21 protein-coding genes and 1 pseudogene are annotated in these 24174 nt (G+C 62.7%); 11 read left to right on the top strand and 11 right to left on the bottom strand.

Going from position 1 to position 24174, the window contains the following annotated elements:
• From MFF34_RS27630 to MFF34_RS27610, 5 genes and pseudogenes are all read left to right on the top strand, one after another.
• Positions 1-196 (top strand): annotated as a pseudogene (locus MFF34_RS27630) (hypothetical protein); the annotation flags it as partial.
• A gap of 10 nt (positions 197-206) precedes the next feature.
• The gene (locus MFF34_RS27625) at positions 207-1166 is read left to right on the top strand and encodes a PDR/VanB family oxidoreductase (RefSeq protein ID WP_238217761.1); all 960 of its coding nucleotides are present in this window, start codon (positions 207-209) and stop codon (positions 1164-1166) included.
• 114 nt (positions 1167-1280) lie between these two features.
• Positions 1281-2525 carry an OprD family outer membrane porin gene (locus MFF34_RS27620; protein WP_238217759.1) on the top strand — a complete coding sequence of 415 codons (1245 nt, stop codon included), beginning with the start codon at positions 1281-1283 and terminating at the stop codon, positions 2523-2525.
• Between the two features lie 22 nt (positions 2526-2547).
• Positions 2548-3855, top strand: a complete 1308-nt coding sequence (locus MFF34_RS27615) for an MFS transporter (protein ID WP_027593650.1) — start codon at positions 2548-2550, stop codon at positions 3853-3855.
• A 94-nt stretch (positions 3856-3949) separates the two neighbouring features.
• Entirely contained in the window at positions 3950-5308 is a 1359-nt protein-coding gene (locus tag MFF34_RS27610) for an MFS transporter (RefSeq protein WP_238217757.1), read from the top strand.
• 386 nt (positions 5309-5694) lie between these two features.
• On the opposite strand, the gene catA is transcribed toward MFF34_RS27610, so the two are convergent.
• From catA to MFF34_RS27595, 3 genes are read right to left on the bottom strand one after another with little or no spacing between them, the layout of a single operon-like run.
• Positions 5695-6630 carry a catechol 1,2-dioxygenase gene (catA, locus tag MFF34_RS27605; RefSeq protein ID WP_099453741.1) on the bottom strand — a complete coding sequence of 312 codons (936 nt, stop codon included), beginning with the start codon at positions 6628-6630 and terminating at the stop codon, positions 5695-5697.
• Between the two features lie 43 nt (positions 6631-6673).
• Positions 6674-6964 carry a muconolactone Delta-isomerase gene (gene catC / locus MFF34_RS27600; protein WP_099453740.1) on the bottom strand — a complete coding sequence of 97 codons (291 nt, stop codon included), beginning with the start codon at positions 6962-6964 and terminating at the stop codon, positions 6674-6676.
• 32 nt (positions 6965-6996) lie between these two features.
• Entirely contained in the window at positions 6997-8118 is a 1122-nt protein-coding gene (locus tag MFF34_RS27595; protein WP_027593654.1) for a muconate cycloisomerase family protein, read from the bottom strand.
• A gap of 135 nt (positions 8119-8253) precedes the next feature.
• On the opposite strand from MFF34_RS27595, the gene MFF34_RS27590 reads away from it, so the two are divergent.
• The 3 genes from MFF34_RS27590 to MFF34_RS27580 all read left to right on the top strand — a co-directional run bounded on the left by MFF34_RS27590 (position 8254) and on the right by MFF34_RS27580 (position 11339).
• Positions 8254-9126 (top strand): LysR family transcriptional regulator, encoded by an 873-nt coding sequence (locus MFF34_RS27590; RefSeq protein WP_238217755.1) that lies wholly within the window; start codon positions 8254-8256, stop codon positions 9124-9126.
• A gap of 145 nt (positions 9127-9271) precedes the next feature.
• Positions 9272-10039: an SDR family NAD(P)-dependent oxidoreductase gene (locus MFF34_RS27585; RefSeq protein WP_186683188.1), complete on the top strand. Its 768-nt coding sequence runs from the start codon at positions 9272-9274 to the stop codon at positions 10037-10039.
• Between the two features lie 28 nt (positions 10040-10067).
• Positions 10068-11339 carry a D-arabinono-1,4-lactone oxidase gene (locus tag MFF34_RS27580; RefSeq protein WP_238217753.1) on the top strand — a complete coding sequence of 424 codons (1272 nt, stop codon included), beginning with the start codon at positions 10068-10070 and terminating at the stop codon, positions 11337-11339.
• Positions 11340-11399: 60 nt separating this feature from the next.
• Here the strand turns inward: MFF34_RS27580 and MFF34_RS27575 are convergent, their stop codons facing one another.
• On the bottom strand, positions 11400-12200 hold the full coding sequence (locus MFF34_RS27575) for a helix-turn-helix transcriptional regulator (protein ID WP_238217751.1): 801 nt from the start codon (positions 12198-12200) through the stop codon (positions 11400-11402).
• Between the two features lie 114 nt (positions 12201-12314).
• Entirely contained in the window at positions 12315-13547 is a 1233-nt protein-coding gene (gene eutH, locus MFF34_RS27570; RefSeq protein ID WP_238217749.1) for an ethanolamine utilization protein EutH, read from the bottom strand.
• Positions 13548-13759: 212 nt separating this feature from the next.
• Between eutH and MFF34_RS27565 the strand changes: the two genes are divergently transcribed.
• Positions 13760-15091, top strand: a complete 1332-nt coding sequence (locus MFF34_RS27565) for a D-serine ammonia-lyase (RefSeq protein WP_238217747.1) — start codon at positions 13760-13762, stop codon at positions 15089-15091.
• Here MFF34_RS27565 and MFF34_RS27560 read toward each other — a convergent pair.
• Together MFF34_RS27560 and MFF34_RS27555 are read right to left on the bottom strand one after the other, a co-directional pair.
• Positions 15088-16485 (bottom strand): amino acid permease, encoded by a 1398-nt coding sequence (locus tag MFF34_RS27560; RefSeq protein WP_238217745.1) that lies wholly within the window; start codon positions 16483-16485, stop codon positions 15088-15090. The two genes, MFF34_RS27565 and MFF34_RS27560, sit on opposite strands and share 4 nt — an antisense overlap.
• 70 nt (positions 16486-16555) lie before the next feature.
• Positions 16556-17590, bottom strand: a complete 1035-nt coding sequence (locus MFF34_RS27555) for a histone deacetylase family protein (RefSeq protein ID WP_027593658.1) — start codon at positions 17588-17590, stop codon at positions 16556-16558.
• 123 nt (positions 17591-17713) lie between these two features.
• Here MFF34_RS27555 and MFF34_RS27550 point away from each other — a divergent pair, with 123 nt between their 5' ends.
• Positions 17714-18196 carry an Lrp/AsnC family transcriptional regulator gene (locus MFF34_RS27550; RefSeq protein ID WP_238217743.1) on the top strand — a complete coding sequence of 161 codons (483 nt, stop codon included), beginning with the start codon at positions 17714-17716 and terminating at the stop codon, positions 18194-18196.
• Positions 18197-18292: 96 nt separating this feature from the next.
• On the opposite strand, the gene MFF34_RS27545 is transcribed toward MFF34_RS27550, so the two are convergent.
• Positions 18293-19204 carry a LysR substrate-binding domain-containing protein gene (locus MFF34_RS27545; protein WP_238217741.1) on the bottom strand — a complete coding sequence of 304 codons (912 nt, stop codon included), beginning with the start codon at positions 19202-19204 and terminating at the stop codon, positions 18293-18295.
• Positions 19205-19301: 97 nt separating this feature from the next.
• Between MFF34_RS27545 and MFF34_RS27540 the strand changes: the two genes are divergently transcribed.
• The gene (locus tag MFF34_RS27540) at positions 19302-20393 is read left to right on the top strand and encodes a tartrate dehydrogenase (RefSeq protein WP_238217739.1); all 1092 of its coding nucleotides are present in this window, start codon (positions 19302-19304) and stop codon (positions 20391-20393) included.
• A 15-nt stretch (positions 20394-20408) separates the two neighbouring features.
• Here the strand turns inward: MFF34_RS27540 and MFF34_RS27535 are convergent, their stop codons facing one another.
• Genes MFF34_RS27535 through MFF34_RS27525 form a run of 3 tightly spaced genes read right to left on the bottom strand, consistent with a single transcriptional unit; the run spans position 20409 to position 23858 of the window.
• Entirely contained in the window at positions 20409-21311 is a 903-nt protein-coding gene (locus MFF34_RS27535) for a helix-turn-helix transcriptional regulator (RefSeq protein ID WP_238217737.1), read from the bottom strand.
• Positions 21308-22720 (bottom strand): aminotransferase, encoded by a 1413-nt coding sequence (locus MFF34_RS27530; protein ID WP_238217735.1) that lies wholly within the window; start codon positions 22718-22720, stop codon positions 21308-21310. The genes MFF34_RS27535 and MFF34_RS27530 overlap by 4 nt, the downstream gene beginning before the upstream one ends.
• Positions 22721-22754: 34 nt before the next feature.
• On the bottom strand, positions 22755-23858 hold the full coding sequence (locus tag MFF34_RS27525) for a polyamine ABC transporter substrate-binding protein (RefSeq protein ID WP_238217733.1): 1104 nt from the start codon (positions 23856-23858) through the stop codon (positions 22755-22757).
• Between the last annotated feature and the right edge of the window lie 316 nt (positions 23859-24174).

Below are 24174 nucleotides of genomic sequence, written 5' to 3'. Positions count from 1 at the left end.
GGGCGACGACGGCGTCAACGTCACCGTGCGCTGCGCGCAGAACGTGCGCGAGTTCCGCAAAGAGAGCCTCAAGCACTACAGCGCCGACCTGACCTACACCCTGGTGCGGGCGCAAGGCAGCTTCAAGATCCACCGCAAGGTGATCAGCCTGATCAACAGTGACGATACCCTCGCCGGTATCGGCTACATCCTCTAGGGCCACGACCATGAGCGAACAACTGCTCGATGTGATCGTGCAAGCCCGCGAAGTGCAAGGAGGCGACGTGGTCGTACTGGAGCTGGCCGCGGTCGACGGCCAGGCCCTGCCGCGCTTTGCGGCAGGCGCCCACGTCGACCTGCACCTGGCGCCCGGCCTGGTGCGGCAGTATTCGCTGTGCGGCGACCCCGCGCATGCCAATGTCTACCGCCTGGGCGTGCTCAAGGACAGCCAGTCTCGTGGCGGCTCGGTGGCGGTGCACGAGCAGCTGCAGCCCGGCACGCCAATGCGCATCAGCGCGCCGCGCAACCTGTTCCCACTGGCCAGCGACGCCACGCGCTCGATCTTGCTGGGCGGTGGCATCGGCATCACCCCGATGATCGCCATGGCCCATGCCCTGCATGCCCAAGGTAAACCGTTCGAGCTGCATTACCGCGGCCGCTCACGCAGCCGCTGCGCGTTCGTCGACGAACTGCTCGGCGCACCGTTCGCGGCCAGCGTGTTCACTCACTTCAGTGATGAAGGCCCTGAGCAGCACCTGGACCTGGCCCAGGTGCTTGGCCCCGCCATGCCTGGCGTGCACCTGTACACCTGCGGCCCAGCGGGCTTCATGGATTGGGTGATCGCGGGGGCGCGCCAGCAAGGCTACGACGACCCACACATCCACCACGAGTACTTCCAGGCCGAGGTCGACACCTCGGGCGGCAGTTTCGAGGTGGTCGCCGCACGCAGCGGCAAGACCGTGCAGGTGCAGGAAGGCCAGCCCCTGACCGCCGCCCTGCGCAGTATCGGGATCAAGGTCGAGGTGTCCTGCGAGCAAGGTGTGTGCGGCACCTGCCTGTGCGACGTGCTCGAAGGCGAACCCGACCACCGTGACCACTACCTGACCGAAGAGGAGAAACACACCAACGAGCAGATCGTACTGTGCTGTTCCCGGGCGCGCGGCAAGCGCCTGGTGCTGGATATCTGAAAAACAAAAACAAAAACAATACGTGACAGACAAGCGGGCGCAAGACCTGCAGCCCTTCTGCCCAGTTGCTCGACTGCCCAGGACTTGTACTGATCACACTTCCAGGATTACCCCATGGAACTCAAATGGCCGTTGCGTGCGAAACCGTTTTGCTTGTGTGTGGGCGCCGTATTACCCCTGACGTGCTTGGCCGATGTGGTGGATGACAGCCACCTCTCGCTCAATTTCAGAAACCTCTACCTGAACCGTAACTTCACCAACCCCAGCGCGCCGGTGTCCAAGGTCGGCAACTGGTCGCAGGGCTTCGACCTGCAGTTCGAATCCGGTTACACCGATACCCCCGTGGCGGTCGGTCTCGACCTCAACGGCCAATACGCCGTGCGCCTGGACTCCACCGGCAACGATGGCTCGCTGCCCTTCAGCAAGCACCGCCAGCAGGCCGCCGACGACTACAGCCGCGGCGGTGCGACCCTGAAGCTCAAGTACGCCGACACCAAGGTACTGATCGGCGATCAGAAACCTTTCTACCCCGTCGCCTCCAACGACCCCAGCCGGCAGCTCGACACGATTTACCAGGGCGCGGTGATCGAATCACGCGACATCGACAAGCTGACCCTGGTTGGCGGGCGCTTCTGGTCCATCGTCACCCGCGAGTCGTCCAACCACGAGCGCCTCTACCGCTACGGCACCCGCGACGACCTTGACAGTGATGGGCTGGACTTCGCCGGCGCCACCTACGCCCTGACCCCAGACCTGCAAGCCAGTTACTTCCATGGTGTGCTCAACGACATCTACAAGCAGGACTACGGCGGCATCAAGCACGCCCTGAAGTTCGCCGACGGCTACCAGTTGAAAACCGACGTGGGGTACTTCAACAACCGTGAAGACGGCGCCGCACGCAGCGGCGCCGTGGACAACCGCGCCTACTTCGGCCTGGTCACCCTGGAAAAAAGCGGGCACATGCTGGGCCTGAGCTACCAGCGCATGACCGGCGATACCGTGTTCCCGACGTTGAACGGCTACGTGCCGCAGCTGTGGCTGCCGAACTGGGCGGGCCTGCCGTTCATTCGCCCGGATGAACGCAGCTGGTCGGTGCGTTATGGCTACAACTTCGCCGCCATGGGCCTGCCCGGGCTGAAGCTGTTCACCCGCTACATCAAAGGCACCGACATCGACCGCGGCCCGGGCCTTGCAAGGGACCAGGAAAGCGAGCGCGACATCATGCTCAGCTACGTGATCCAGAGCGGCCCGCTCAAAGACCTGGCCTTCGACCTGAAGAACATGCGTACCCAACAGCAGTACGGCAACGACTACAACGAGTATCGCCTGATCACTTCCTACACCTGGAAGTTCTGGTGACCGGCCCGCATGGAGATGGCTCATGAGTAACCTGAACACCAGCATCACCCGCGATACCGACCCGCGCACCATGCGCCGCATTGTCATCGCCTCGGTCCTGGGCAATGCCCTGGAATGGTATGACTTCTTCCTCTACGGCACGGCCGCAGCACTGATTTTCGCCCCGCTGTTCTTCCCCGCCGGCACCGACCCGGTACTTGGCACCATGGCCTCGTTTGCCGGCTTCGCCGTGGGCTTTCTGGCGCGCCCGCTGGGTGGCCTGATCTTTGGCCATATCGGCGACAAGGCCGGGCGCAAGAAAGCCTTGGTGATGACCCTGGCGATCATGGGTGCGGCAACCTTCGCCATGGGCCTGCTGCCAACCTTCGAACAGGTCGGTTACCTGGCCCCCGCCTGCCTGGTGATCCTGCGCGTGCTGCAAGGCGTTGCCTCGGGCGGTGAATGGGGCGGCGGCGTGCTGCTGCTGAGCGAGAACGCACCCAAGGACCGCGTCGGCTTCTATGCGGCCTGGAGCCAGCTGGGTGTTTCCGGCGGGTTCGTACTGTCTGCCGCCGCGTTCTACCTGGTGCAGATGCTGCCCGTCGAAGACATGATGAGCTGGGGCTGGCGGGTGCCATTTTTGGCCAGCATCCTGATCTTTGGCGTGGGGGTGTACATCCGCCGTCGCCTGCCAGAGAGCAAAGCCTTCGTCGAGGAACAGGCCCAGCAGGACAAGCCCGAGCACATGCCGGCCATGGAAGTGCTGCGCAACCACCCCAAGGCCGTGCTGCAGGCCATGGGTATCCGCATTGCCGAAAACGGCAGCGCCTACCTGTTCCTCGCCTTCACCATCGCCTACGCCAAGTTCACCGGCCTGGATACGCAACTGGTGCTGGCCAGCGTGATGGTGGCGATGATCGTCGAAGCCGGCACCATCGTGTTCTGGGGTTGGCTGTCGGACATCATTGGCCGGCGGGTGGTGTATGCCATCGGCTCGGTCGGTTTGATGGTGCTGGCGTTCCCGTTCTTCTGGATGCTCGATACCCACTCACCGGTGTGGGTGTACCTGGCGGCGTTGCTGGGCATGGCCTTCTGTCACGGCGCGATGATCGGCACCCAGCCGGCGCTGATGGGTGAGCTGTTCCCGGCCAAGGTGCGCTATTCGGGGCTGGCCATGGGGCACGAGATTGCCTCGATCTTCTCCGGCGGCCTGGCGCCACTGGCGGCGACGGCACTGTTCAGCATTTACAAGGATGCCTGGCCAGTGTCGGTGATGCTCGTGGTGATGGGCGCGATCACCACCCTGGCGGTGATTTCCATCAAGCCACAAGCCTCTGCAGACAATAACTGACCGCGTGTTCAGCCCCTTCGCAGGAGCGGCCTTGGGCTGCGAAGGGGCCATCAGGCTGTCCCAATCAGGGCTGTCCCCTCAGGAACTTGCAAGCATGAATACCCTGACCGAAGCGCAACACCTCAAGCACACCCAAAAACGTTACGTGTACGAATGGTATGTGGTCATCCTGTGCATGGTGGCTTACATCTTCTCGTTCGTTGACCGGCAGATTCTGGCCCTGATGATCGAGCCGATAAAAGCCGACCTGCAGATAAGCGACACCCAGTTCAGCCTGCTGCACGGCCTGGCGTTTTCGCTGTTCTACGCCTTCATGGGCATGCCCATCGCCTACCTGGCCGACCGCTTCTCGCGGCCACGCATCATCGCGGTCGGGGTGATTTTCTGGAGCTTCGCCACCGCCGCTTGCGGCCTGAGCAAGAACTTCACGCAGATGTTCCTTGCCCGTATCGGCGTGGGCGTCGGCGAAGCGGCCCTGTCGCCTTCGGCCTACTCGATGTTCAGCGACCTGTTTCCCAAGGAAAAGCTCGGGCGCGCCGTGGGCATCTACTCCATCGGCTCGTTCGTCGGTGGCGGCATTGCCTTTCTGGTCGGCGGCTACGTGATCACCTTGCTCAAGGACGCGCAGACCATCGAGGTGGCCTTCCTTGGCGCCATGAAGGCCTGGCAACTGGCGTTCTTCATCGTCGGCCTGCCTGGGGTGCTCGTGGGCCTGCTGATCTGGCTGACCGTGCGCAACCCCGAGCGCAAGGGCGCGCAGCTGGACGCCGACGGTAATGTGCGCAAGGTGAAGCTCACCGACGGCCTGCGCTTCATCGGCCGTCACCGGGCCACGTTCAGCTGCCACTACCTGGGCTTCTCGTTCTACGCCATGGCGCTGTTCTGCATGATGAGCTGGACACCGGCGCTGTACATCCGCAAGTTCGGCATGAGCCCCGAGCAAGCAGGCTTCATGCTCGGCACCATCCTGCTGCTGGCCAACACCACGGGTGTGGTGTTCGGCGGTTGGCTGACCGACCACCTGGCCAAGCGCGGCCGCAGCGATGCGGCCATGCGTACCGGGGTAATCGGTGCGCTGGGCATGATCGTGCCGGCCGTGCTGTATTCGCAGGTGGACCAGCTGTGGCTGTCGGTGACCCTGCTGGTACCGGCCATGTTCTTCGCCTCGTTCCCCATGCCGGCGTCCACTGCGGCCATGCAGATCCTCTCGCCGAACCAGGTGCGTGCGCAGGTATCGGCGGTGTTCCTGCTGATCAGTAACCTACTGGGCCTGGGCTTGGGCACCACGCTGGTGGCGCTGATCACCGACCGCTACTTCGGCGTACCGGCTGCGGTCGGTTCTTCGATGTCGATTGTCAGCTTCGTCGCGTCGTTGCTGGCCATCGTGTTGCTGGCCAAAGGCTGCAAGTGCTTCCGCCACAGCATGCAGCGTGAGCACCCCGTCGCGGCCTGAAGTGTTGGCCAGTATGACCCGATTGTAGTCGGAGGCACTGGGTGCCAGGCTTGGCATTTTCAGCGCCTATCAGATCGAGCGCCGCNNGCCGCGCGGGCGGCGCTCGATATCCGCCCCACCTCCAAGCCCAAGGCAAGCACCTGGCCGCCTTCACCCTGTCTGCCAACAAGCACATAGCAGCCCACTCCCCCAATATTCCGTGTAAACGCAAAAAAGCCCGGACCCTCCCCGCACGGAAAGGCCCAGGCATAAACGGTGAAAACTGTGGAGGCTGGCGTGTGTAGGAGCAGCCTTGCGCTGCGAAGAGGCCGGTGAAAACACAGTAGATCTGCGCTGCTGTCACCGGCCTCTTCGCAGCGCAAGGCTGCTCCTACAAGGGTCGAGCTTTAGCCGTCTTGCAACGCACGCGGGCGATGGCTGCGGGTTTCGGCCTCAGGCGCCTGCGCAGCCTGCAATGTGAAGTCGAAGGCCAACTCGGCGAAACGCTCCCCTTGCACGCCCCGATCATGCGCCGCCGCCGCATCCTCGACAAAGCGCAGGTCACCGATCAGCCCATCACGGGTGGCATAGGCAAAGTCATCCCACAGGTATTGGTCACCGGCGAAGTTGATCTGCGTGGTCAGGTGGCGATGCCCCGGCGCGGAGATGAAGAAGTGCACGTGCGCCGGGCGCTGACCGTGGCGGCCGAGCAAGTCCAGGCACTCCTGAGTTGGCCCCTGCGGGTCGCAACCATAACCGGACGGCACGATGGAGCGGGCGCGGTAGCGGCCCTCTGCGTCAGTGATGATGCGTCGGCGCAGGTTGTACTCGGACTGGGTCGAGTCGAAGTACGAATAGGTGCCCTGGGTGTTGGCGTGCCAGAGGTCGACAGTAGCGCCTGCCAGCGGCTTGCCGTCGGCGCCGAATACCTGGCCCTGAAGGAACATCACTACGCCGGGGTCGGTGCCATCGTCCATGCGTGCTTCGCCTTGGCTAAGCGGCGCGCCTGCAACGTACAGCGGGCCCTCGATGGTGCGCGGGGTACCGCCGGTCAGGCCCGCTTCGGCATCCTTGGCGTCTTGCAGCAGGTCGATGAAGTGCTCGATCCCCAGGCCCGCTGCCAGCAGGCCCGCCTCGTTACGGCCGCCCAGGCGGTTAAGGTAGTCGACGGCATGCCAGAACTCGTCCTCGCTCACTTCCAGGTCTTCGATCAGGCGGGCAGTGTCCTGCAGCACGCGCAGGATGATCTGCTTGAAACGCGGGTTACCCTCGGCGTGCCCAAGGCCTGCGACTTCTTCAAAAAACGACTGGATCTCGGCAGTGTGGGAAATTTTCACGGTCATTTTGCTTACCTCATCTTGTTCTTGTCAGGTAGTCAGGGACGAATCAGCGGTCGTCACTGTGGATCGACGAAGGGTGGCGGCACAAGCCGTCCACCTCGATCTCCATGTACGGGAACAGCGGCAGTTGCATCAGGGTGTCGTGCAGGGCCTCGACGCTTGCCACATCGAACACGCTGTAGTTGGCGTAGTGCCCGGCAATGCGCCACAGGTGGCGCCAGGTACCTTCGTGTTGCAGGCGCTGGGCCAGTTCCTTTTCATCGGCCTTGAGCTTGGCGGCCTTGGCCGGGTCCATGTCGACCGGCAGTTTCACGGTCATCTTCACGTGGAACAGCATGCGGGTTCTCCTTAAGGCGTTGAATGTACAGTTCAGCGGCGGGCAAAGCGCGCCAGGCGCTGCTCGTCCAGGGTCAGGCCAAGGCCTGGCGTGCGTGGAATGTGCAGCTGGAAGTCGTGGTACTGCGGCGGCTCGTTGACGATCTCTTCGGTCAGCAGCAACGGCCCGAACAGCTCGGTGCCCCAGGTCAGCTGGCGCAAGGTGAGGAACGCGTGGGCCGAAGCCAGGGTGCCGATCGAGCCTTCAAGCATGGTCCCGCCGTACAGGGCGATACCGGCTGCTTCGGCGATCTGCGCTGTGCGCAGCACTGCACGTGGGCCGCCGTTCTTGGCGATTTTCAGGGCAAAGATGCTGGCGGCACCGTCGGCGGCCAGGCTGAAGGCGTCCTCGACGCTTTCGATCGATTCGTCGGCCATGATCGGCGCTGGGCTGCGCTGGTTGAGACGCACCTGGCCGCCGCGGTTGATCCGCGAAATGGGCTGTTCGATGAGGTCGATACCGTTGTCGCCGAGCACCTGGCAGGCGCGCAGGGCCTGGGACTCGTCCCAGTACTGGTTGACGTCGACCCGCACACTGGCGCTGTCACCCAGCTCGCGCTTGATCGCCACCACGTGCTTGAGGTCCTGCTCCACCGGGTTGGCGCCGATCTTCAGCTTGAACACACGGTGGCGACGGATCTCCAGCATGTGCTGGGCTTCGGCGATATCACGGGCGGTATCGCCGCTGGCCAGGGTCCAGGCCACTTCCAGGCTATCGCGTACTCGGCCGCCCAGCAGTTCGCTGACCGGCAGGCCCAGGCGCTTGCCCTGGGCATCGAGCAAGGCGCTTTCGAGCCCCGACTTGGCAAAGGTGTTGCCCTTGGCCAGCTTGTCCAGCTTGAGCATGGCGGCGTTGATGTTGTCAGCTGGCAGGCCGATCAGCGCCGGTGCCAGGTGTGCGTCGATATTGGCCTTGATGCCCTCGGGGCTCTCATAGCCGTAGGCCAGGCCACCAATGGTGGTAGCCTCGCCGATACCTTCGACGCCGTCGCTGCATCGCACGCGCAATACCACCAGGGTTTGCTGTTGCATGGTGTGCATGGCCAGCTTGTGCGGGCGAATGGTCGGCAGGTCGACGATAATTGCATCTATGCGTTCAATCAGGGTGTTTGTCATTGTTGCCAGGTCCCGTCAGATCGGACCGCAGATGGCAGACCCGATAGTTGCACTTACTTGATTGATCAAGCATTGCGCGAGACCCTGATACCCGTCCAATATCAAATGAATCTCCCACCATACCCTGGAGGTCTGATGGAACTGCGCCACCTTCGCTACTTCAAAGTGCTGGCCGAAACGCTGAACTTCACCCGTGCTGCCGAGCTGCTGCATATCGCCCAGCCGCCGCTAAGCCGGCAGATCAGCCAGCTCGAGGAGCAGCTCGGCACGCTGCTGGTGCTGCGTGAGCGCCCGCTGCGCCTGACCGAAGCCGGGCGGTTCTTCTATGAACAGACCTGCACCCTGCTCCAGCAACTGGAAAACATCAGCGACAACACCCGCCGCATCGGCCACAGGCAACGACAATGGCTGGGCATCGGTTTTGCGCCCTCGACCTTGTACACCGTGCTGCCAGCGCTGATCCGCGAACTGCGCCAGGACAGCGAGCTGGAACTGGGGTTGAGCGAGATGACCACGCTGCAGCAGGTCGAGGCACTCAAGAGCGGCCGCGTCGACATCGCCTTCGGCCGTATTCGTATCGATGACCCGGCCATCCTCCAGCAGGTGCTGTGCGAAGACCCCCTGGTCGCGGTATTGCCCAAGGGCCACCCGTTGGCAGGCACCCCACTGACCCTCGCGCAACTGGCCAAGGAGCCGTTCATTCTGTACCCGGCCAACCCCAGGCCCAGCTATGCCGACCATGTGCTGGCCCTGTTCGCCCACCACGGCATGACCCTGAAAATCAGCCAGTGGGCCAACGAACTGCAAACGGCCATCGGCCTGGTGGCCGTCGGGCTCGGCGTGACCCTGGTACCGGCGTCGGTGCAACAGCAGCACCGCACGGATATCGAGTATGTCAGCTTGCTGGACACCAGCGCCGTCAGCCCGATCATCCTCAGCCGCCGCAAGGGCGATGTGAGCCCGATCGTGCAGCGGTGCCTGGCGTTGATTGCACAACAGACGACCTGACCTGCCCCCCGTATACCCATCGGTATATGGATGTTCCCGTTGAACTGTTTCATGCTCCGACACGCGATCGCGAACCGCCGAGGCATCACACACATTCAATAAAAACCAATGCTGCGCCGGCAAACGGCGCGGCGCGGAGTCGAACATGACGGGACGTCTCAAGGGCAAGGTCGCGCTGATTACAGGCGGCGCGGGTGGGTGCGGGCTGGCCGCATCGGAGCTGTTCGCGGCAGAGGGGGCGCGGGTCGGTATCGTCGACTTGCCTGGCAGCAAAGGCGCTGAGGTGGCACAGCAGTTGCGCGATGCCGGCCATGACGTGCTGTTCGCCCCCGCCGATGTCTCCGACGCGCAACAGGTCAAGTCTGCCGTAGCTGCCGTGGAACAGGCGTTTGGGCCCATCACCGTGCTCATGAACCACGCTGGTATCCTGGCTGCCGTGCCCTTCCTGGAAACCAGCGAAGAAGAATGGGACCGGATCATGGCCGTGAACGTGAAAAGCATGTTCCTGGTCACCAAGGCGGTCCTGCCGGGCATGCTCTCGGCAGGCGGCGGCAGCATCGTCTGTACGTCGTCGATCTCGGCCGTGGTGGGCACGCCGATGGAGGTGCTGTATTGCACCAGCAAGGGCGCCACGCACATGTTCGCCCGGGCCATCGCCGTGGAGTTCCGCGACCGCGGCATCCGCGCCAACGCGATCTGCCCGGGCTTCATCGCCACCGCCCATGGCCTGCGCGAAATCGACATGCTGCGCAAACACGGCGTGGATGTCAGCGAACACGCCATCGCCGCTGCCCAAGGGCGCTTGTGCCAGCCCTCGGAAGTGGCCACTGCGGCGTTGTTCCTGGCCAGCGACGATGCCAGTTTCGTCAACGGCGCCCACCTGTTTGCCGACAACGGCTACACCGCCATCTGATCACAACAATAATGGGCAGGAGAGCAACGTGACCACCTCATCGAACAACATGCACATCAACGAGTTCGGGCTCGATCAGGCGCACTGGCGCAATTGGGCGGGCAACCAGTCGTGTATCCGCGCGGCGCGTGGCGCACCCTCCAGTGAAGACGAACTGTGCACCTTGGTGAGCCAAGCCAGCGCCAATGGCATGAACGTGCGCGTGGCAGGTTCCGGGCATTCGTTCACCCCGGTGGCGCTGACCAATGGCTTGCACCTGACGCTGGGCAACATGAGCGGTGTGAGCCACATCGACCACGAAAAAAAACGCGTCACTGCGGCGGCCGGAACGACCATCAACGCCTTCGGCAAGGCGCTGCGCGCTGCAGGCTTGTCCATGGTCAACCAGGGTGACATCGACAGCCAGTCGATTGCCGGCGCCCTGACCACAGGCACCCATGGCACCGGCCTGACCCTGGGTAACCTGGCCTCCTCGATCGTTGGCATGAAGCTGGTTCAGCCCAACGGTGAGATCATCGTGGTGGACGAAAGCACCCCCGACCTGCTGCAGGCTGGCCGGGTGTCGCTGGGGGTGCTCGGGATCGTCTCGGAGCTGACCTTGCAGGTGACCGACAGCTTCAACCTGCACGAACGCATCTGGCGTGAAGACTTCGAAAGCGTGATGGACAAGCACGACGATCTGGCCCGTACACACCGCCACTTCAGCTTCTTCTGGTGCCCCTACGAGCAGAGCCGGCACTGCTACTGCCTGCCCGACACCGCCGCCACCTCCACCAGCGGGCGCACCACCGACGTCTGCGAAGTAAAGGTCATGGACATCACCGACCGCCCGGCCTGGGAAAGCCCGTTCGAGAAAGTGGCCTACAGCTCGGACGTCTACCCCATCGAGTACCTGCCCAACTTCCATGAACTGGAATACGCCGTGCCCATCAGGCACAGCAAGGACGCCTTGCGGGCGGTGCGCAAGCTGATGCTTGAGGACTTCCCCGAGGCGATCTACCCCATCGAATACCGTTTCACCGCAGGCGACGGCGCCTGGATGAGCCCGTTCTTCGAGCAGGACAGTGTCACCATTTCGGTGTCCGGCCAGCCAGGCACCGACTACTGGGACTACCTGCGTGCGGTCGACCAGATTCTGCGTTCATACGGCGCCCGGCCTCACTGGGGCAAGCTGCACTTTCTGACCGGCGACGACGTCAGCGCGATCTACCCCCGTGCCGAGGATTTCCGCACCCTGCGCCGCCAACTCGACCCTCAGGGGGTGTACCTCAGCGAGCACCTGAGCCCGCTGTTCAAGTAGGCCGCAACGGCTTGGCACAACGCCCGGGGGAGCACCTCGGGCGTTGTGCTTTCAAGGCCGTCAGGCCTTGGCCAGGTAGTCGATGAACAGGCGAAACAGCTCGGCGTTGGTAGAAATTTCAAGCCGCTGGTAGATGTTGTGCTTGTGCACTTTCACCGTGCCATCGGAAATATTCAGTTGCCTGGCAATCGACGCGTTGCTGTGCCCCTGCAACAGCAACTTGGCGATGTAGCGCTGGGTTTCGGTCAACTGGCCCTGCAGGATCTCGACGAACGCATCTTCCAGCACCACGCTCTCGGCTGGCGCATCGCGCAGGCAATCCGCGTACTTCAGCCGACAATGCTGCCCGAGTACCGAGGCCAGCACAGGCGCCATGGCGGCCAGCATCTGCATGTCGTCTTCGCCGAAGCTGCCACTGCTGAGGTTGCGCATCAGCGAGTAGACGACAGCCACCTGGGGGCGCAGTGCGATGATGAACCCCACCTCCTCCACCGAGGTGCCGTAGTCGGACGACACGCACGGGTGGATGTCCTTGGAGATGGAAAAGCCCGAAGAGAAGAAGCTGTCGGGTGCCAGCTCACTCATGCGCCACAGCCCGGGCGGGTGTTCGTTGACGCAGGCGACATAAAACGGGTCGAGCAGGTAGCCGCCGCGCACGTAGGCATTCAAGGTGCGCTCCGACACCGAGTCGTTGTAGCCGTTATGCACCAGTACGGCCTTCTGGTTGAACTGGAACAGGTAGCCACAGCTCATCTCAAAGGCCAGTTTCTCTCGCAGCAGCGCATCGATGGCGGGCCCCAAGTGTTCCGTGCCTATCGCGTCGATAACAGCCGCCAGCCTGTTCGCTTCTTCCAATGTCATCGTTCCCCCTGCTCTTGTGCACTGAAGCACCCAGAACTTACCGCCCTGCGCCGCAAAAAGCACAAAATCCGGGGCGCCCTGGGCGCTCCGGATCATGTCGACGACGCTTTTCGATCAGGACGCTTCAGCCGCCACCTTGAAGGCGCTGGCGGCCTCATCCTGGCGCCCCATCTCAAGCGCCTTGGGTACGGCGAGCCAACTGGCCAGCAACATGGCGACCAGGCCACCACTGAGTTTGCCGATGATCAGCGGCAGGATCAACGAGGGCTGGAAGTTGGCAGAGAACGCCATGTGGTCGCCGAACGTGAAGGCGGCGCACACCGAAAAAGCGATGACCAAAACCTTGTCCTTGGGCGGCATTTCGCTGACCAGCCTGAACATCGCCAGGATGTTGGCCGATGCGGCCAGTACACCGGCTGCGCCAACACCCGACATGCCGAACCGCGAGGCGACCCGCTCGATGGGCTTGGCCAGAAAGCGCTTGAGCAGGTGCACCATCGGGAATGCCCCACACAGCATCAGGCCGACGTATCCCGCAATTTCCAGTGCGCGGAACTGGTCGTCGGCATCGGCGATGATAGGGGCGAAGCCCCAGCCACCGAATACGCTGCTGAAGAAGCCGGTGAAGTACTGGACGATGGAGGCCACCAGCACCAACACCACCGTGATGTACATGAACTGCCCAAGTTTGAGGAACAGGTAGACCATCAGCGTCGGGAAGTAGCGCAGCGCCGCCGCCAGCGCGATGCAGAACAGAATCAACGGCATCAGGTTACGCACCAGCATCGGCCAGGTGAAGTGCAGTGCCTGAGTGGCCACGTCAGTGGTGGCGATGTCCGGGCGGACCTCCAGGCCGAGCATTTGAATGGTCATGGCAATCACCATGATGCTGACCGGAATGGTCAACAAGCCAGCCATGATGCCTAAGGCCATGTACTTGTGGTCGACCTTGCGCAGCATCGCCAGCCCAACCGGGATCACGAAGATGATCGTCGAACCAGACTGGAAGCCAGTGATCAAGCCGAGGATCCAGCCCTCGGGGCTTTGCGCCAGGGCCTTGGCCAACTGGTAGCCGCCCATGTCGGAGGCGATGAAGATGGGCCCGGCAATCCCCGGGTCGGCGCCTAACGCCAGGAACAGCGGCGCGATCAACTGGCTGATGCCTGCGGAAATATAAGGGATCGCCGCCATGATGCCGGCCACGGGGATGAAGATGGGGCCAATGCTGTGCAGGCCGGCAATGAATTCCTGGCCCAATTCGCCTTCCGGGTTGTAGATGGATGCCACGGCACCCAGTACCGCGCACACCATGATGACGTAGATGACATAGGTGCCGATGCTTTCCATTTGCCGCCTCATTCTTGTAAGAGTTGTTGGGTTGGCAGGACTGAATGTCGCGGGGGGCGTAATTGTTTTTATCGCGTATGCAAGGTGTGCCCCGTCGAGGGTTAAGCTATTCGGCAGGCAGTTGGCTGTCCATATACCGAGAGGTATAGGCAGTTCACAGAATGTGGGGCAGCTCTGCTGCTCCACACGGGTCATCAACACAGGAACAACGCATGATTCACGGCAAATCGCTAGACGCTTGGTACGCCTCTCACCCGCGGGTCGAGGACCTGGTCACGCTGCGCGAAACCTGCTGGTTCAACCCAGGCATCGTGCCCACCACACAAGCCCTGGGCGACGTCGGCCTCACTGCCACCGACGTCAGCGCAGCCAGTGCCCGGCTGCAGCGGTTTGCACCGTACCTGGCCGAGGTGTTCCCCGACACCGCCGCGTCTGGCGGTATCATCGAGTCGCCGATCCGCCCGCTGCCTGCCCTGCAGCACACCCTGCTGCAAGAGGCTGGCCTTGCCCAAGGCGGTGCGCTCTGGCTCAAGGCCGACAGCGAGCTGCCGATTTCCGGCTCAATCAAGGCCCGCGGCGGCATCCACGAAGTGCTCAAGCATGCCGAAGACCTGGCGCTGGCGGCCGGGCTGATCACCCTGGACAGCGATTACCGGGTATTGGCCAGGGATGACGCCCGGCAGTTTTTCAGCCAGTACAAGGTAGCGGTTGGCTCGACCGGCAACCTCGGGCTGTCGATCGGCATCATGAGCGCGCGGCTGGGTTTCCAGGCCACGGTGCACATGTCGTCGGATGCGCGGCAGTGGAAAAAGGACAAACTGCGCGCCAACGGCGTGAGCGTGATCGAGTACCCCTCCGACTACAGCGTGGCGGTGGAACAAGGCCGCCAGCAAGCAGCAGCGGACCCTACTTGCTACTTCGTCGATGATGAAAACTCGCCTCACCTGTTCCTCGGTTATGCCGTGGCTGCCGAACGCTTGCAGGGCCAGTTCAAGGCCGCCGGCATCAAGGTCGATGCCGAGCACCCGCTGTTCGTCTACCTGCCCTGCGGCGTGGGTGGCGGGCCTGGCGGGGTGGCGTTCGGCTTGAAGCTGCTGTTTGGTGATCACGTGCACTGCGTCTTCGCCGAACCCACCCATTCGCCCTGCATGTTCCTTGGCGTGTACACCGGGCTGCATGACGAAACCAGCGTGCAGGACTTCGGCATCGACAACGTCACCGCAGCCGATGGCCTGGCGGTAGGCCGCCCTTCCGGCTTTGTCGGCAAGGCCATGCAGCGCCTGCTCGATGGCTACTACACGGTCACGGACGAGCGGCTGTACCAATTGCTGGTGCTGGCCCATGACCTGGAGCAGGTACGCCTCGAGCCCTCGGCGCTGGCCGGCATGCCTGGCATGGTGCAGGTACTGCAAGCAACGCAGTACCTGGCGCGCATGGGGCTGACGGCGCAGCACATGGCCAACGCCACCCACTTGGTGTGGGGCACCGGTGGCAGCATGGTGCCGGATGACGAATATGCCGCCTACCTGGCCAAGGGGCGTTAGGCCTTGCGCCGACGATAAGTTACAAGCAGAAAGACAAACCACAACGGCATCACGCACAGGGCCATCCGCGTATCCGGCTCAAGGGCCAGAAGCACCAGCACGAAGCCGAGAAAGCCCAGCGAGGTGACGGCCATCGGCACGCCACCCGGCAGCTTGAACTTCGACGCCTGGTGCGCGGCCGGGTTGTGCTTGCGGTAGGCGATGTACGCGGCGAGGATCATCGACCAGGTGAAAATCACCAGGATCGCTGAGATGGTCGAAATCAGCGTGAACACCGTCATCACCTCGGGGATGATGAACAACAGGGCCAGCCCGGCCAGCATGCACATCGCCGAAAACAGCAAGCTGTGCACCGGCACGCTGAGGGCCGAAAGCCTGGCAAAGATGGCGGGTGCATTACGCCGCTCGGCCAGGCCAAACAGCATTCGGCAGCCGGAATAGACGCCGCTGTTGGCAGAGGATGCGGCCGACGTCAGCACCACGAAGTTGAGCATGCCGGCAGCGGCGGGAAAGCCGGCCAACAGGAACAGCTCGACGAAGGGGCTGCGGTTGGCCGGCACTTCTGCCCACGAGACCACGCTAATGATGCACACCAGCGCCAGGATGTAGAACAGCAGGATGCGTAAAGGAATGGTGTTGATGGCCTTGGGCAGCGAACGGTGCGGGTTCTTTGCCTCGGCGGCGGTGGTTCCGATCAGCTCGGTGCCAGCGAAGGAAAACACGGCAATCTGGAAGCCTGCGAAAAACCCACTGATGCCATGGGGCAGCACCGCGCCGGGCGCCACCACGTTGGACAGCGAAGCCACCACGCCGTTGGGTGATACATAGGCGGTGGCGATCATCACCGCTGCAGTGATGATCAGCGTGACGATGGCCACGATCTTGATTATCCCGAACCAGAACTCCACTTCGCCGAAGATCCGCACCGCCAGCATGTTCAGCCCAAGCAGCACGAACAGGGTGAAGAACGCCGGTATCCAGGCGGGCACATCCGCATACCAATACTGGAAGAACCCCGCCACGACCACCACGTCGCCGACCACCGCCACGCTCCAGCTCAGCCAGTAGGACCAGCTCAGCACGAAGCCGGCGCGCGGGCCCAGGTAGTGGGCGACGATGTCGGCGAACGATTTGAAACGCAGGTCAGAAAGCAGCAGCTCGCCCATGGCACGCATGACGAAGAACACGAAAAAACCGAGGATGGCGTAGACCAGCAGAATGGAGGTACCGGACAGCGCGATGACCTTGCCCGAGCCCATGAACAAGCCGGTGCCGATGGCGCCACCAATGGAGATCAGCTGGATATGGCGGTTTTCCAGCGTGCGTTTGAGGTGCCCGTCTTGGGCTGAGTCTGTAGGTTTGCTTTGATCAAGGCTTGCGGACATGTCTTGCATGAGCGACCTCTTTTTATTGTGGGTATCAGGGCTTTCGAACAAGGCCCGCGCAGGGCCTTGCCACGGTGTGCTATCGAACCGCGCCTTCGAACCCTTGCAACGTGTTCACGGCATTGATGCCGATTTCATCGACCATGTAGCCGCCCTCCATCACGAACAGCGTCGGGATGCCTACGCGTGCGATCTCGGCGCCCAAGCGCAGGAAGTCTTCGCTGGTGAGCTTGAAGTGGCTGATCGGGTCGTCCTCGAAGGTATCGACGCCAAGCGACACGACAAGAAAGTCCGGCTGGTGCGCGACAACGCGCTTGAGCGCGTCCTGCAACGCCAGCCGGTACTGCGCCCAGAGGGTGCCTTTGCCCAGCGGGTAGTTGGCATTGAAGCCCTCCCCGGCCCCCGCGCCCTGTTCGTGGGCATAGCCGGAGAAGTACGGGTAGGACACATGCGGGTCACCGTGGATCGAGGCGAAAAAGACATCGGGGCGGTCATAGAAAATGTTCTGCGTGCCGTTGCCGTGGTGGAAATCCACGTCCAGCACGGCCACGCGCCGTGCACCCTGGCTCAGGCAGCGTTCGGCAGCAATGGCGGCATTGTTGAGGTAGCAATAGCCGCCCATGTATTCGCGGGCCGCATGGTGCCCAGGGGGGCGGCACAGGGCGAAGGCACTGGGCGCGCCATCGATTACACGCTGCATGCCGGTCAGTGCCACGTTGGCACTGCTGCGCACGGCTTCCCAGGTGCCGCCGGTAATCGGCGCGCCGGCGTCCATGGCGTAGAAGCCCAGTTTGCCATCGATGAAGCCCGGCTCCCGGTCGATGGCCAGGTCGCGCACCGGCCATACCAGCGGCAGCGCATCATGGGTCTTGCCGGTGGCGGTCCATTCTGCCCAGGCATTTTCCAGAAAGCTCACATAGCGCTCGCTGTGCGCCGCGACATAGCAGGCACGGTCAAACGATTGCTCGGCGATGACATCGCCAAGGCCTGTGGACTGCACACGCGCCAGCACGGTATCGGCACGCTGAGGGTTCTCGAATGAAGGCGTGATGGCCCCGTCCTTGAGCTCGGAACCATGGTGCAAGCGGTGTTTGTTGCTAAAGACTGTCAGCACGCGAATGTCCTTTTTCAAGGTGGTATCGGATAACCAATTTTCGCGACAGACCGCTGAAAATGCTTTGCTTTATGCTCAGCCAAACCGGATGCTTGAGCGAAACATTCACCCGGTAGCCACATAATGAGCAAAGCCTTTGCTTACGAAGACCTGGACGAAGTAGACCGCGAACTGCTGCGCCTGCTGCAGGGGGACGGCACCTTGTCCAGCGCCGCCTTGGGCGAGCGCCTGTCGATGACCGTGACGCCCTGCTGGCGCAGGCGCAAACGCCTGGAGGAGCTGGGCCTGATCAAGGACTACCAAGCCAACCTGGACCGCAAGAAACTGGGTTATGACGTCATGGCCTTCGCCCAGGTGCGCTTCGGCAACCATTCGGCCGAAGCACCTGACGACTTCGAGCAGGTGATTCTGAAATTGCCGCAGGTATTGTCCTGCCACAAGGTTACGGGTGAGGCTGATTATGTGCTGACGGTGCTGGCGACCGACCTGGAAAGCTATGGCCGTTTCGTCGAAGACGTATTGCGGCGGCAACCTGGCATAGCGTCGATCCAGTCGAGCCTGGCTCTGCGGGAAATCAAGGCGGTTAGCCGGATACCGGTGAGGTAGGCGTTGAGTGCCTGACTTGGTTTTTGGGGCATTTATGAGATTGGGCGCCGCCCGTGCGGCGCTCGATCGCATAGGCGCCACAACACGAAAGCTCGGCTACCCTGGCAACCTATACCGCTCGGCAAAATACTGCCGGAAGAAATCCACTGCCACCCTCACCTTGGCCGAACTTGCCAGCGGCGAGGTATACACGGCCCAGATATCCGCCGGCTGGTGATAGTCACTCAAAACCTGCACCAGGCGCCCATCCAGCAGGCTGTCGTGCACATCCCACCAGGACCGCAACAATATTCCGCGCCCATCCAGGCACCACTGGTGGGCCACTTCGCCATGGTTGCTGGACAAGCCCCCTGTCACCCGCACGCTTTCTTGACCCTCAGGGCCTTCGAGCTGCCAGATACCAAACGGGTGGTCGCGCTCCTTGATCACCAGGCAGTCATGGCTGCCAAGGTCGGCCAGCACTTTCGGTGTGCCTTGCCGCGCCAGATACGCAGGTGAAGCACAGAGCACCCGACGGTTCTTGGCCAGCAGCTTGGCGATCAGGTTGGGTGCAATGGTATTGCCCACGCGGATGTCCAGGTCGACCCCCTCCTCGATCAGGTCCACCAGGCGGTCATGCACATCCAGCCGAATATCCAGACGCGGGTAGCGCTCGGCCAGCTCCGACAAGGCCGGGGCCACGAACCTGCGCCCCAGGCCCAAGCTGCTGGCGATGCGCAGTTGCCCTGCCGGTTCGCGGTGCTGGGCACTGATGTCATCGCCCATGCGCTGCACCGCATCGAAAATCTGCAGCGCCCACTGGTACACCCGCTCGCCCTCTTCACTGATCGTCACCCGCCGCGTGGTGCGGTGCAGCAAACGCACCTCCAGGTTTTGCTCGAGCACGCGAATGCGTTTGCTGATGTACGCCGCCGACATGCCCAGCTCGTCGGCCACGGCGGCAAAGCTGGCGCGCTTGGCCACCTGCAGAAAGATATTGAGGTCGTCGAGGCTGGGCAGATTATTCACGTTTCGTGTTCCAAGAATCCATGAAAGGCTGGATTATCTCCGATTGAAGGCCTTATAGCATGGCTCGCACCTGTTCCCTAGCCAACGAGTGCGCCCCATGACCAAGACATTCAGAATCGCAGCCATCCCCGGTGACGGCATCGGCACCGAAGTGCTCCCCGAAGGCATTCGCGTGGTCGAGGCTGCCGCTCGCAAGCACGGCCTGGCCATCAGCTTCGAGTTCTTCGAGTGGGCCAGCTGCGATTACTACCTGGCCCACGGCAAGATGATGCCTGACGACTGGTTCGAGCAGCTCAAAGGCTTCGACGCCCTGTACTTCGGCGCAGTCGGCTGGCCCGACAAGGTCCCGGACCACATCTCGCTGTGGGGCTCGCTGCTCAAGTTCCGCCGCGACTTCGACCAGTACGTGAACATTCGCCCGGTGCGCCTGTTCCCGGGCGTGCCGTGCCCGCTGGTCGGCCGCGCACCCGGCGACATCGACTTCGTGGTGATCCGCGAGAACACCGAAGGCGAGTACTCGTCCTTGGGCGGGCGCATGTTCGAAGGCACCGAAAACGAGATTGTGCTGCAAGAATCGGTGTTCACCCGCCGTGGGGTCGACCGCATCCTCAAATACGCCTTCGACGTGGCACAAACCCGCGCGCGCAAGCACGTCACCTCGGCCACCAAGTCCAACGGCATGGCCGTGAGCATGCCGTACTGGGACGAACGCACCGCAGCCATGGCTGCCAATTATCCGGAAATCAGCTGGGACAAGCAGCACATTGATATCCTCTGCGCCCGCTTCGTGCTGCAACCGGACCGCTTCGACGTGGTCGTGGCCTCTAACCTGTTCGGCGACATCCTTTCCGACCTCGGCCCGGCCTGCGCAGGCACCATCGGCATCGCCCCTTCGGCCAACCTCAACCCCGAACGCAAGTTCCCGTCCCTGTTCGAACCGGTACACGGCTCGGCGCCGGACATCTTCGGCAAAAACATCGCCAACCCGATCGCGATGATCTGGTCCGGTGCGCTGATGCTCGAATTCCTCGGCAACGACGGTGCCGACCCGCGCTACCGTGCCGCTCACGATGACATCCTCAAGGCCATCGAGCAGGTCATCGCCGCAGGCAACACTACCCGCGACATGGGCGGGCACAAGTCCACCCAGGAGGTCGGCCGGGCCATCACTGCCCTGATCGAGGCCTGACGCCCAGGGCCGCGCCTACAACGCCAGGGTGTGCTCGACGGCACCCTGGCGCAACCAGTCGATGAACCGCGCAAACAGCTCCGACTGTGAATTGATCTCAAGCTTCAGGTACAAATTCTTGCGGTGCATGCGCACGGTCTCCGGCGAGATCCCCAACTCCACCGCCGTGGACTTCACCGAGTGCCCGCGCAAGATCATGTGCGCCACTTCACGTTCACGATCCGTAAGCACCTGGCAGCCAAAACTCTCGAACGCTGCCTGTACGCTGCCCCGTTCAGCCGAGGCCGTGGCAGGTTCAAGGTTGTAGCGGGCATAACGCACCAGCAGCTCGCGCACCATTGGCTCGACCGCCCGCAACAGGTCGATCTGCCCGCTGCTCAAACGCGTGCCACTGCACCCCTGAAACAAGCTGAACGAAAGCTTGCGGCCCTCGCTGAGGTCGACGATGTAGTAACTGTCTTCACTGCAGCCAGTGCCCAGGTAGTAGGCCTTGTAGTAGTCGCTGTCGAAGAAGTTGTCCGGGGCGATTTCCTGCAAGTGATAGAACCCTTCGGCCAAGCCACTCTGCACGGCCAGGCAAAAGGGGTCGAGCAGGTAGCCCGCGCTGAAGTAACGCTCTAGCACCGCATCACGATGCACCTCGGGGATGCCCTGCTTGTACAGCAGGCGCGGTGCACGCCCATGGCATTCGAGGCTGATCATCATCGACTCGACCTGCACCAGTTGGCTGATCGCAGCCGCCACGTAGCTCAGGGCATCGGCTGATTCACTGTGGGCGAGCGCACGCTGCAGCGCTGCATGCCAGTGCTGCAGCGCCCCCAGCGAGAGGGTGAGCGGAGTGTCGGAAGTGGCCTGGGTCATGCCCGGCAGTCTAGCCTGCCAGGCACGCCCACGCACAGCCCTTTGCGCCAGGCTCATCGCCCTTGGTACAGCCCTTGCGCGGTGAGTTCGCGCGCCGTTTCGATGATGCACTGGCGCAGGGTTTCGACGATCTCGTCGACTTGCGCATGCGTGATGATCAACGGCGGCGACATCACGTTCAGGTGCATGATCGGCCGTACCAGCAGCCCCTTGGCCTGGGCTTTGCTGTGGATGCGCTCACCGATGTTGACCACATCAGGGAACAGCGCCTTGCTGGCTTTATCGGCAACGAACTCGACACAGGCCATCAGTTTCAGGCAACGCACATCCCCCACCAAAGGCAGATCGCGCAGGGTTTGCAGCCGTTGCTCCAGGTAGCTGCCCACGTCCTTGACGTGCGCCAGCAGCTGCTCGCGTTCGATGATTTCGATGTTCTTCAATGCCGCCGTGCAGCACACCGGGTGCCCGCTGTAGGTGAACCCATGGGTGAAGCAGCGGCCCTTGCCCGGCTCGGCGATCACCTGCCAGATCCGCTCGGAGAAGATGCACGCACCCAGCGGCAGGTAGGCCGAGGTCAGGCCTTTGGCGGTGGTGATGATGTCTGGCGTGACGCCGAACAGCTCCTCGCTGGCAAAAAAGGTGCCCAGGCGCCCGAACGAGGTCACCACCTCGTCGGCGACGAACAGGATGTCGTAGGTCTGGCACACCTGCCACATGCGCTCGAAGTAGCCCTTGGGCGGGATGATCACCCCGCCCGACCCCATGATCGGCTCGGCGAAGAACGCCGCCACATTGTCGGCGCCCAGGGAGAGGATCTTGTCCTCGAACTCGGCCACCAGGAAGTCGAGAAACTCGGCCTCGTCCATGTCGTCCGGGGCACGGTACGGGTTGGGGTTGGAGACATGGTGGATCAAGTCATGGGCGTAGTCGAACTCTGGCACGCGGTCGGCAGCCTTGTTGCCGATCGCCATGGTCAGGGTGGTGGAGCCGTGATAGGCGTTGTAGCGCGCGATCACGTGCTTCTTGTCCGGCTTGCCCCGGCAGTTCTGGTAGTACTGAATCAGCCGGTAGGCGGTATCGACGGCGGTAGAGCCACCGGTGGTGAGAAACACGTGGTCGAGGTCACCTGGCGCCAGTTGCGCCAGCTTCTGGCACAGCGCGATGGCGACGTCATTGGCCATGTCGGAGAACGGGTTGGAGTAGGCCAGCTTGCGCACCTGGTCGGCAATGGCCAGGGCCATCTCTTCACGGCCCAGGCCGATGTTGGTGCACCACATGCCGCCGACTGCATCGAGAAAACGGTTGCCGTGGGTATCGCGAATATAGGCGCCCTCACCTGCGACGATGTTCAGCGCACCTTGCTCGCGGTGCTCGTCGAACACATGGTAGCCGTGCATGTAGTGGGCCTTGTCGGCGTCCACCAGTGGGTCGTGGGCAATGGCGAATGCTTTGCTGGGTGTGGCCATGGGCAGCTCCTTGGCGGGAATCGGTTGGCAGTGTTCAGAAACCGGTCTTGACCGTGCTCCAGACCCGGGTGATGGCGCGCATGTCCTTGGGGCTCTGGGTCTTCTGGGCGAACAGGCGTTCGCGGGTCTGGGCATCGGGGTAGATCGCCGGGTCCTGGCGGATGTCGGCGTGCACCAGCGCCGTGGCAGCCGCATTGCTGTTGGCGTAGTGGATGAAGTCGGTGACCTTGGCCATGGTCTGCGGCTGCAGCAAAAACTCGATGAAGCGGTGAGCATTGGCCGCGTGCGGCGCGTCCTTGGGGATGTAGAGGTTGTCGAACCAGATCAGCGAGCCTTCCTTGGGGATGAAGAACGCCAGCTTGATGGCCTTTTTCGCTTCTATGGCACGGGCCTGGGCGGTGGCGTAGTCACCTGACCAGGTCAGGGCCAGGCAGACATCGCCATTGGGCAGGCTGGTGAGGTAGTTGACCGAGTCGAACTTGCGAATGTACGGGCGAATGCCCATCAGCAGCTGCTCGGCAGCCTTGAGGTCGGCGGGCGCTGCACTGCGGGGGTCTTTGCCCAGGTACTGCAGGGCCAGCGGGATCACCTCGGTCGGCGCGTCCATCAGGGTGACACCGCAGTCGGCGAAGCGCGAAACGATCTTGGGGTCGAACAGCATGGCCAGCGAGCCGATCGGGGCATCGGGCATGCGCGCGGTGATCTTGTCGACGTTGTAAGTGATCCCGGAGCTGCCCCAGGTATAGGGTGCCGAGTACTTGAGGCCGGGGTCGTAACCTTGCAGGTTGCTCACCACCTGCTCATCCAGGTTGTGCCAGCTGGGCAGTTGCTGCTTGTCCAGCGGCTGGAACACGCCGGCCTGAATCAACGGGGGTACCAGGGAGGCGTTGAGCATTACCAGGTCGTAGCCGGAGCGGCCGGTGAGCAATTTGGTCTGGACGGTTTCGTAGCCATCGAAGGTGTCGTAGATGACCTTGATGCCGGTGGCCTTCTCGAAGTCGGCCAAGGTGGTTTCGCCGATGTAGTCGGTCCAGTTGTACAGCCTCAACGTGTTACCGCTGCCCCCCTCTACCGCCAGTGCCTGCGTCGCGGCCGACGCCAGCAACAGGCTGCCGATCACCTTCAGTGCCTTGCGCATAGCAACTCCATCGTGTGACTGCTCCGGATCGAGCCGATGGGTTTACTATCGGGGGATTTGCTTGAGGGCAACATACCCCGAATGTGTGGGTGGTCGTTTTTGGACAGGAGGGCCAGCGTCACCCTGCAGGTTCGGTATCATCTGGCCATTGCTTGGGCTGCTTCGCAGCCCTTTCGCGACGCAAGGCCGCTCCCACTGGTACATGAGCTGCCTCAAGGGCTGATTTGAACAAGACAGTTGCGCCACAGGTACAGCGCTGCCTCTGTGGGAGCGGCCTTGCGTCGCGAAAGGGCCGCAAAGCGGCCCCGTTTTTCAA

The sequence above is a fragment of the Pseudomonas sp. PAGU 2196 genome, assembly GCF_022179005.1.
Taxonomy (GTDB): domain Bacteria; phylum Pseudomonadota; class Gammaproteobacteria; order Pseudomonadales; family Pseudomonadaceae; genus Aquipseudomonas; species Aquipseudomonas kermanshahensis.
The sequence above is the reverse complement of the archived record's forward strand: the minus strand, read 5'-3'. Positions and strand labels throughout refer to the sequence as shown.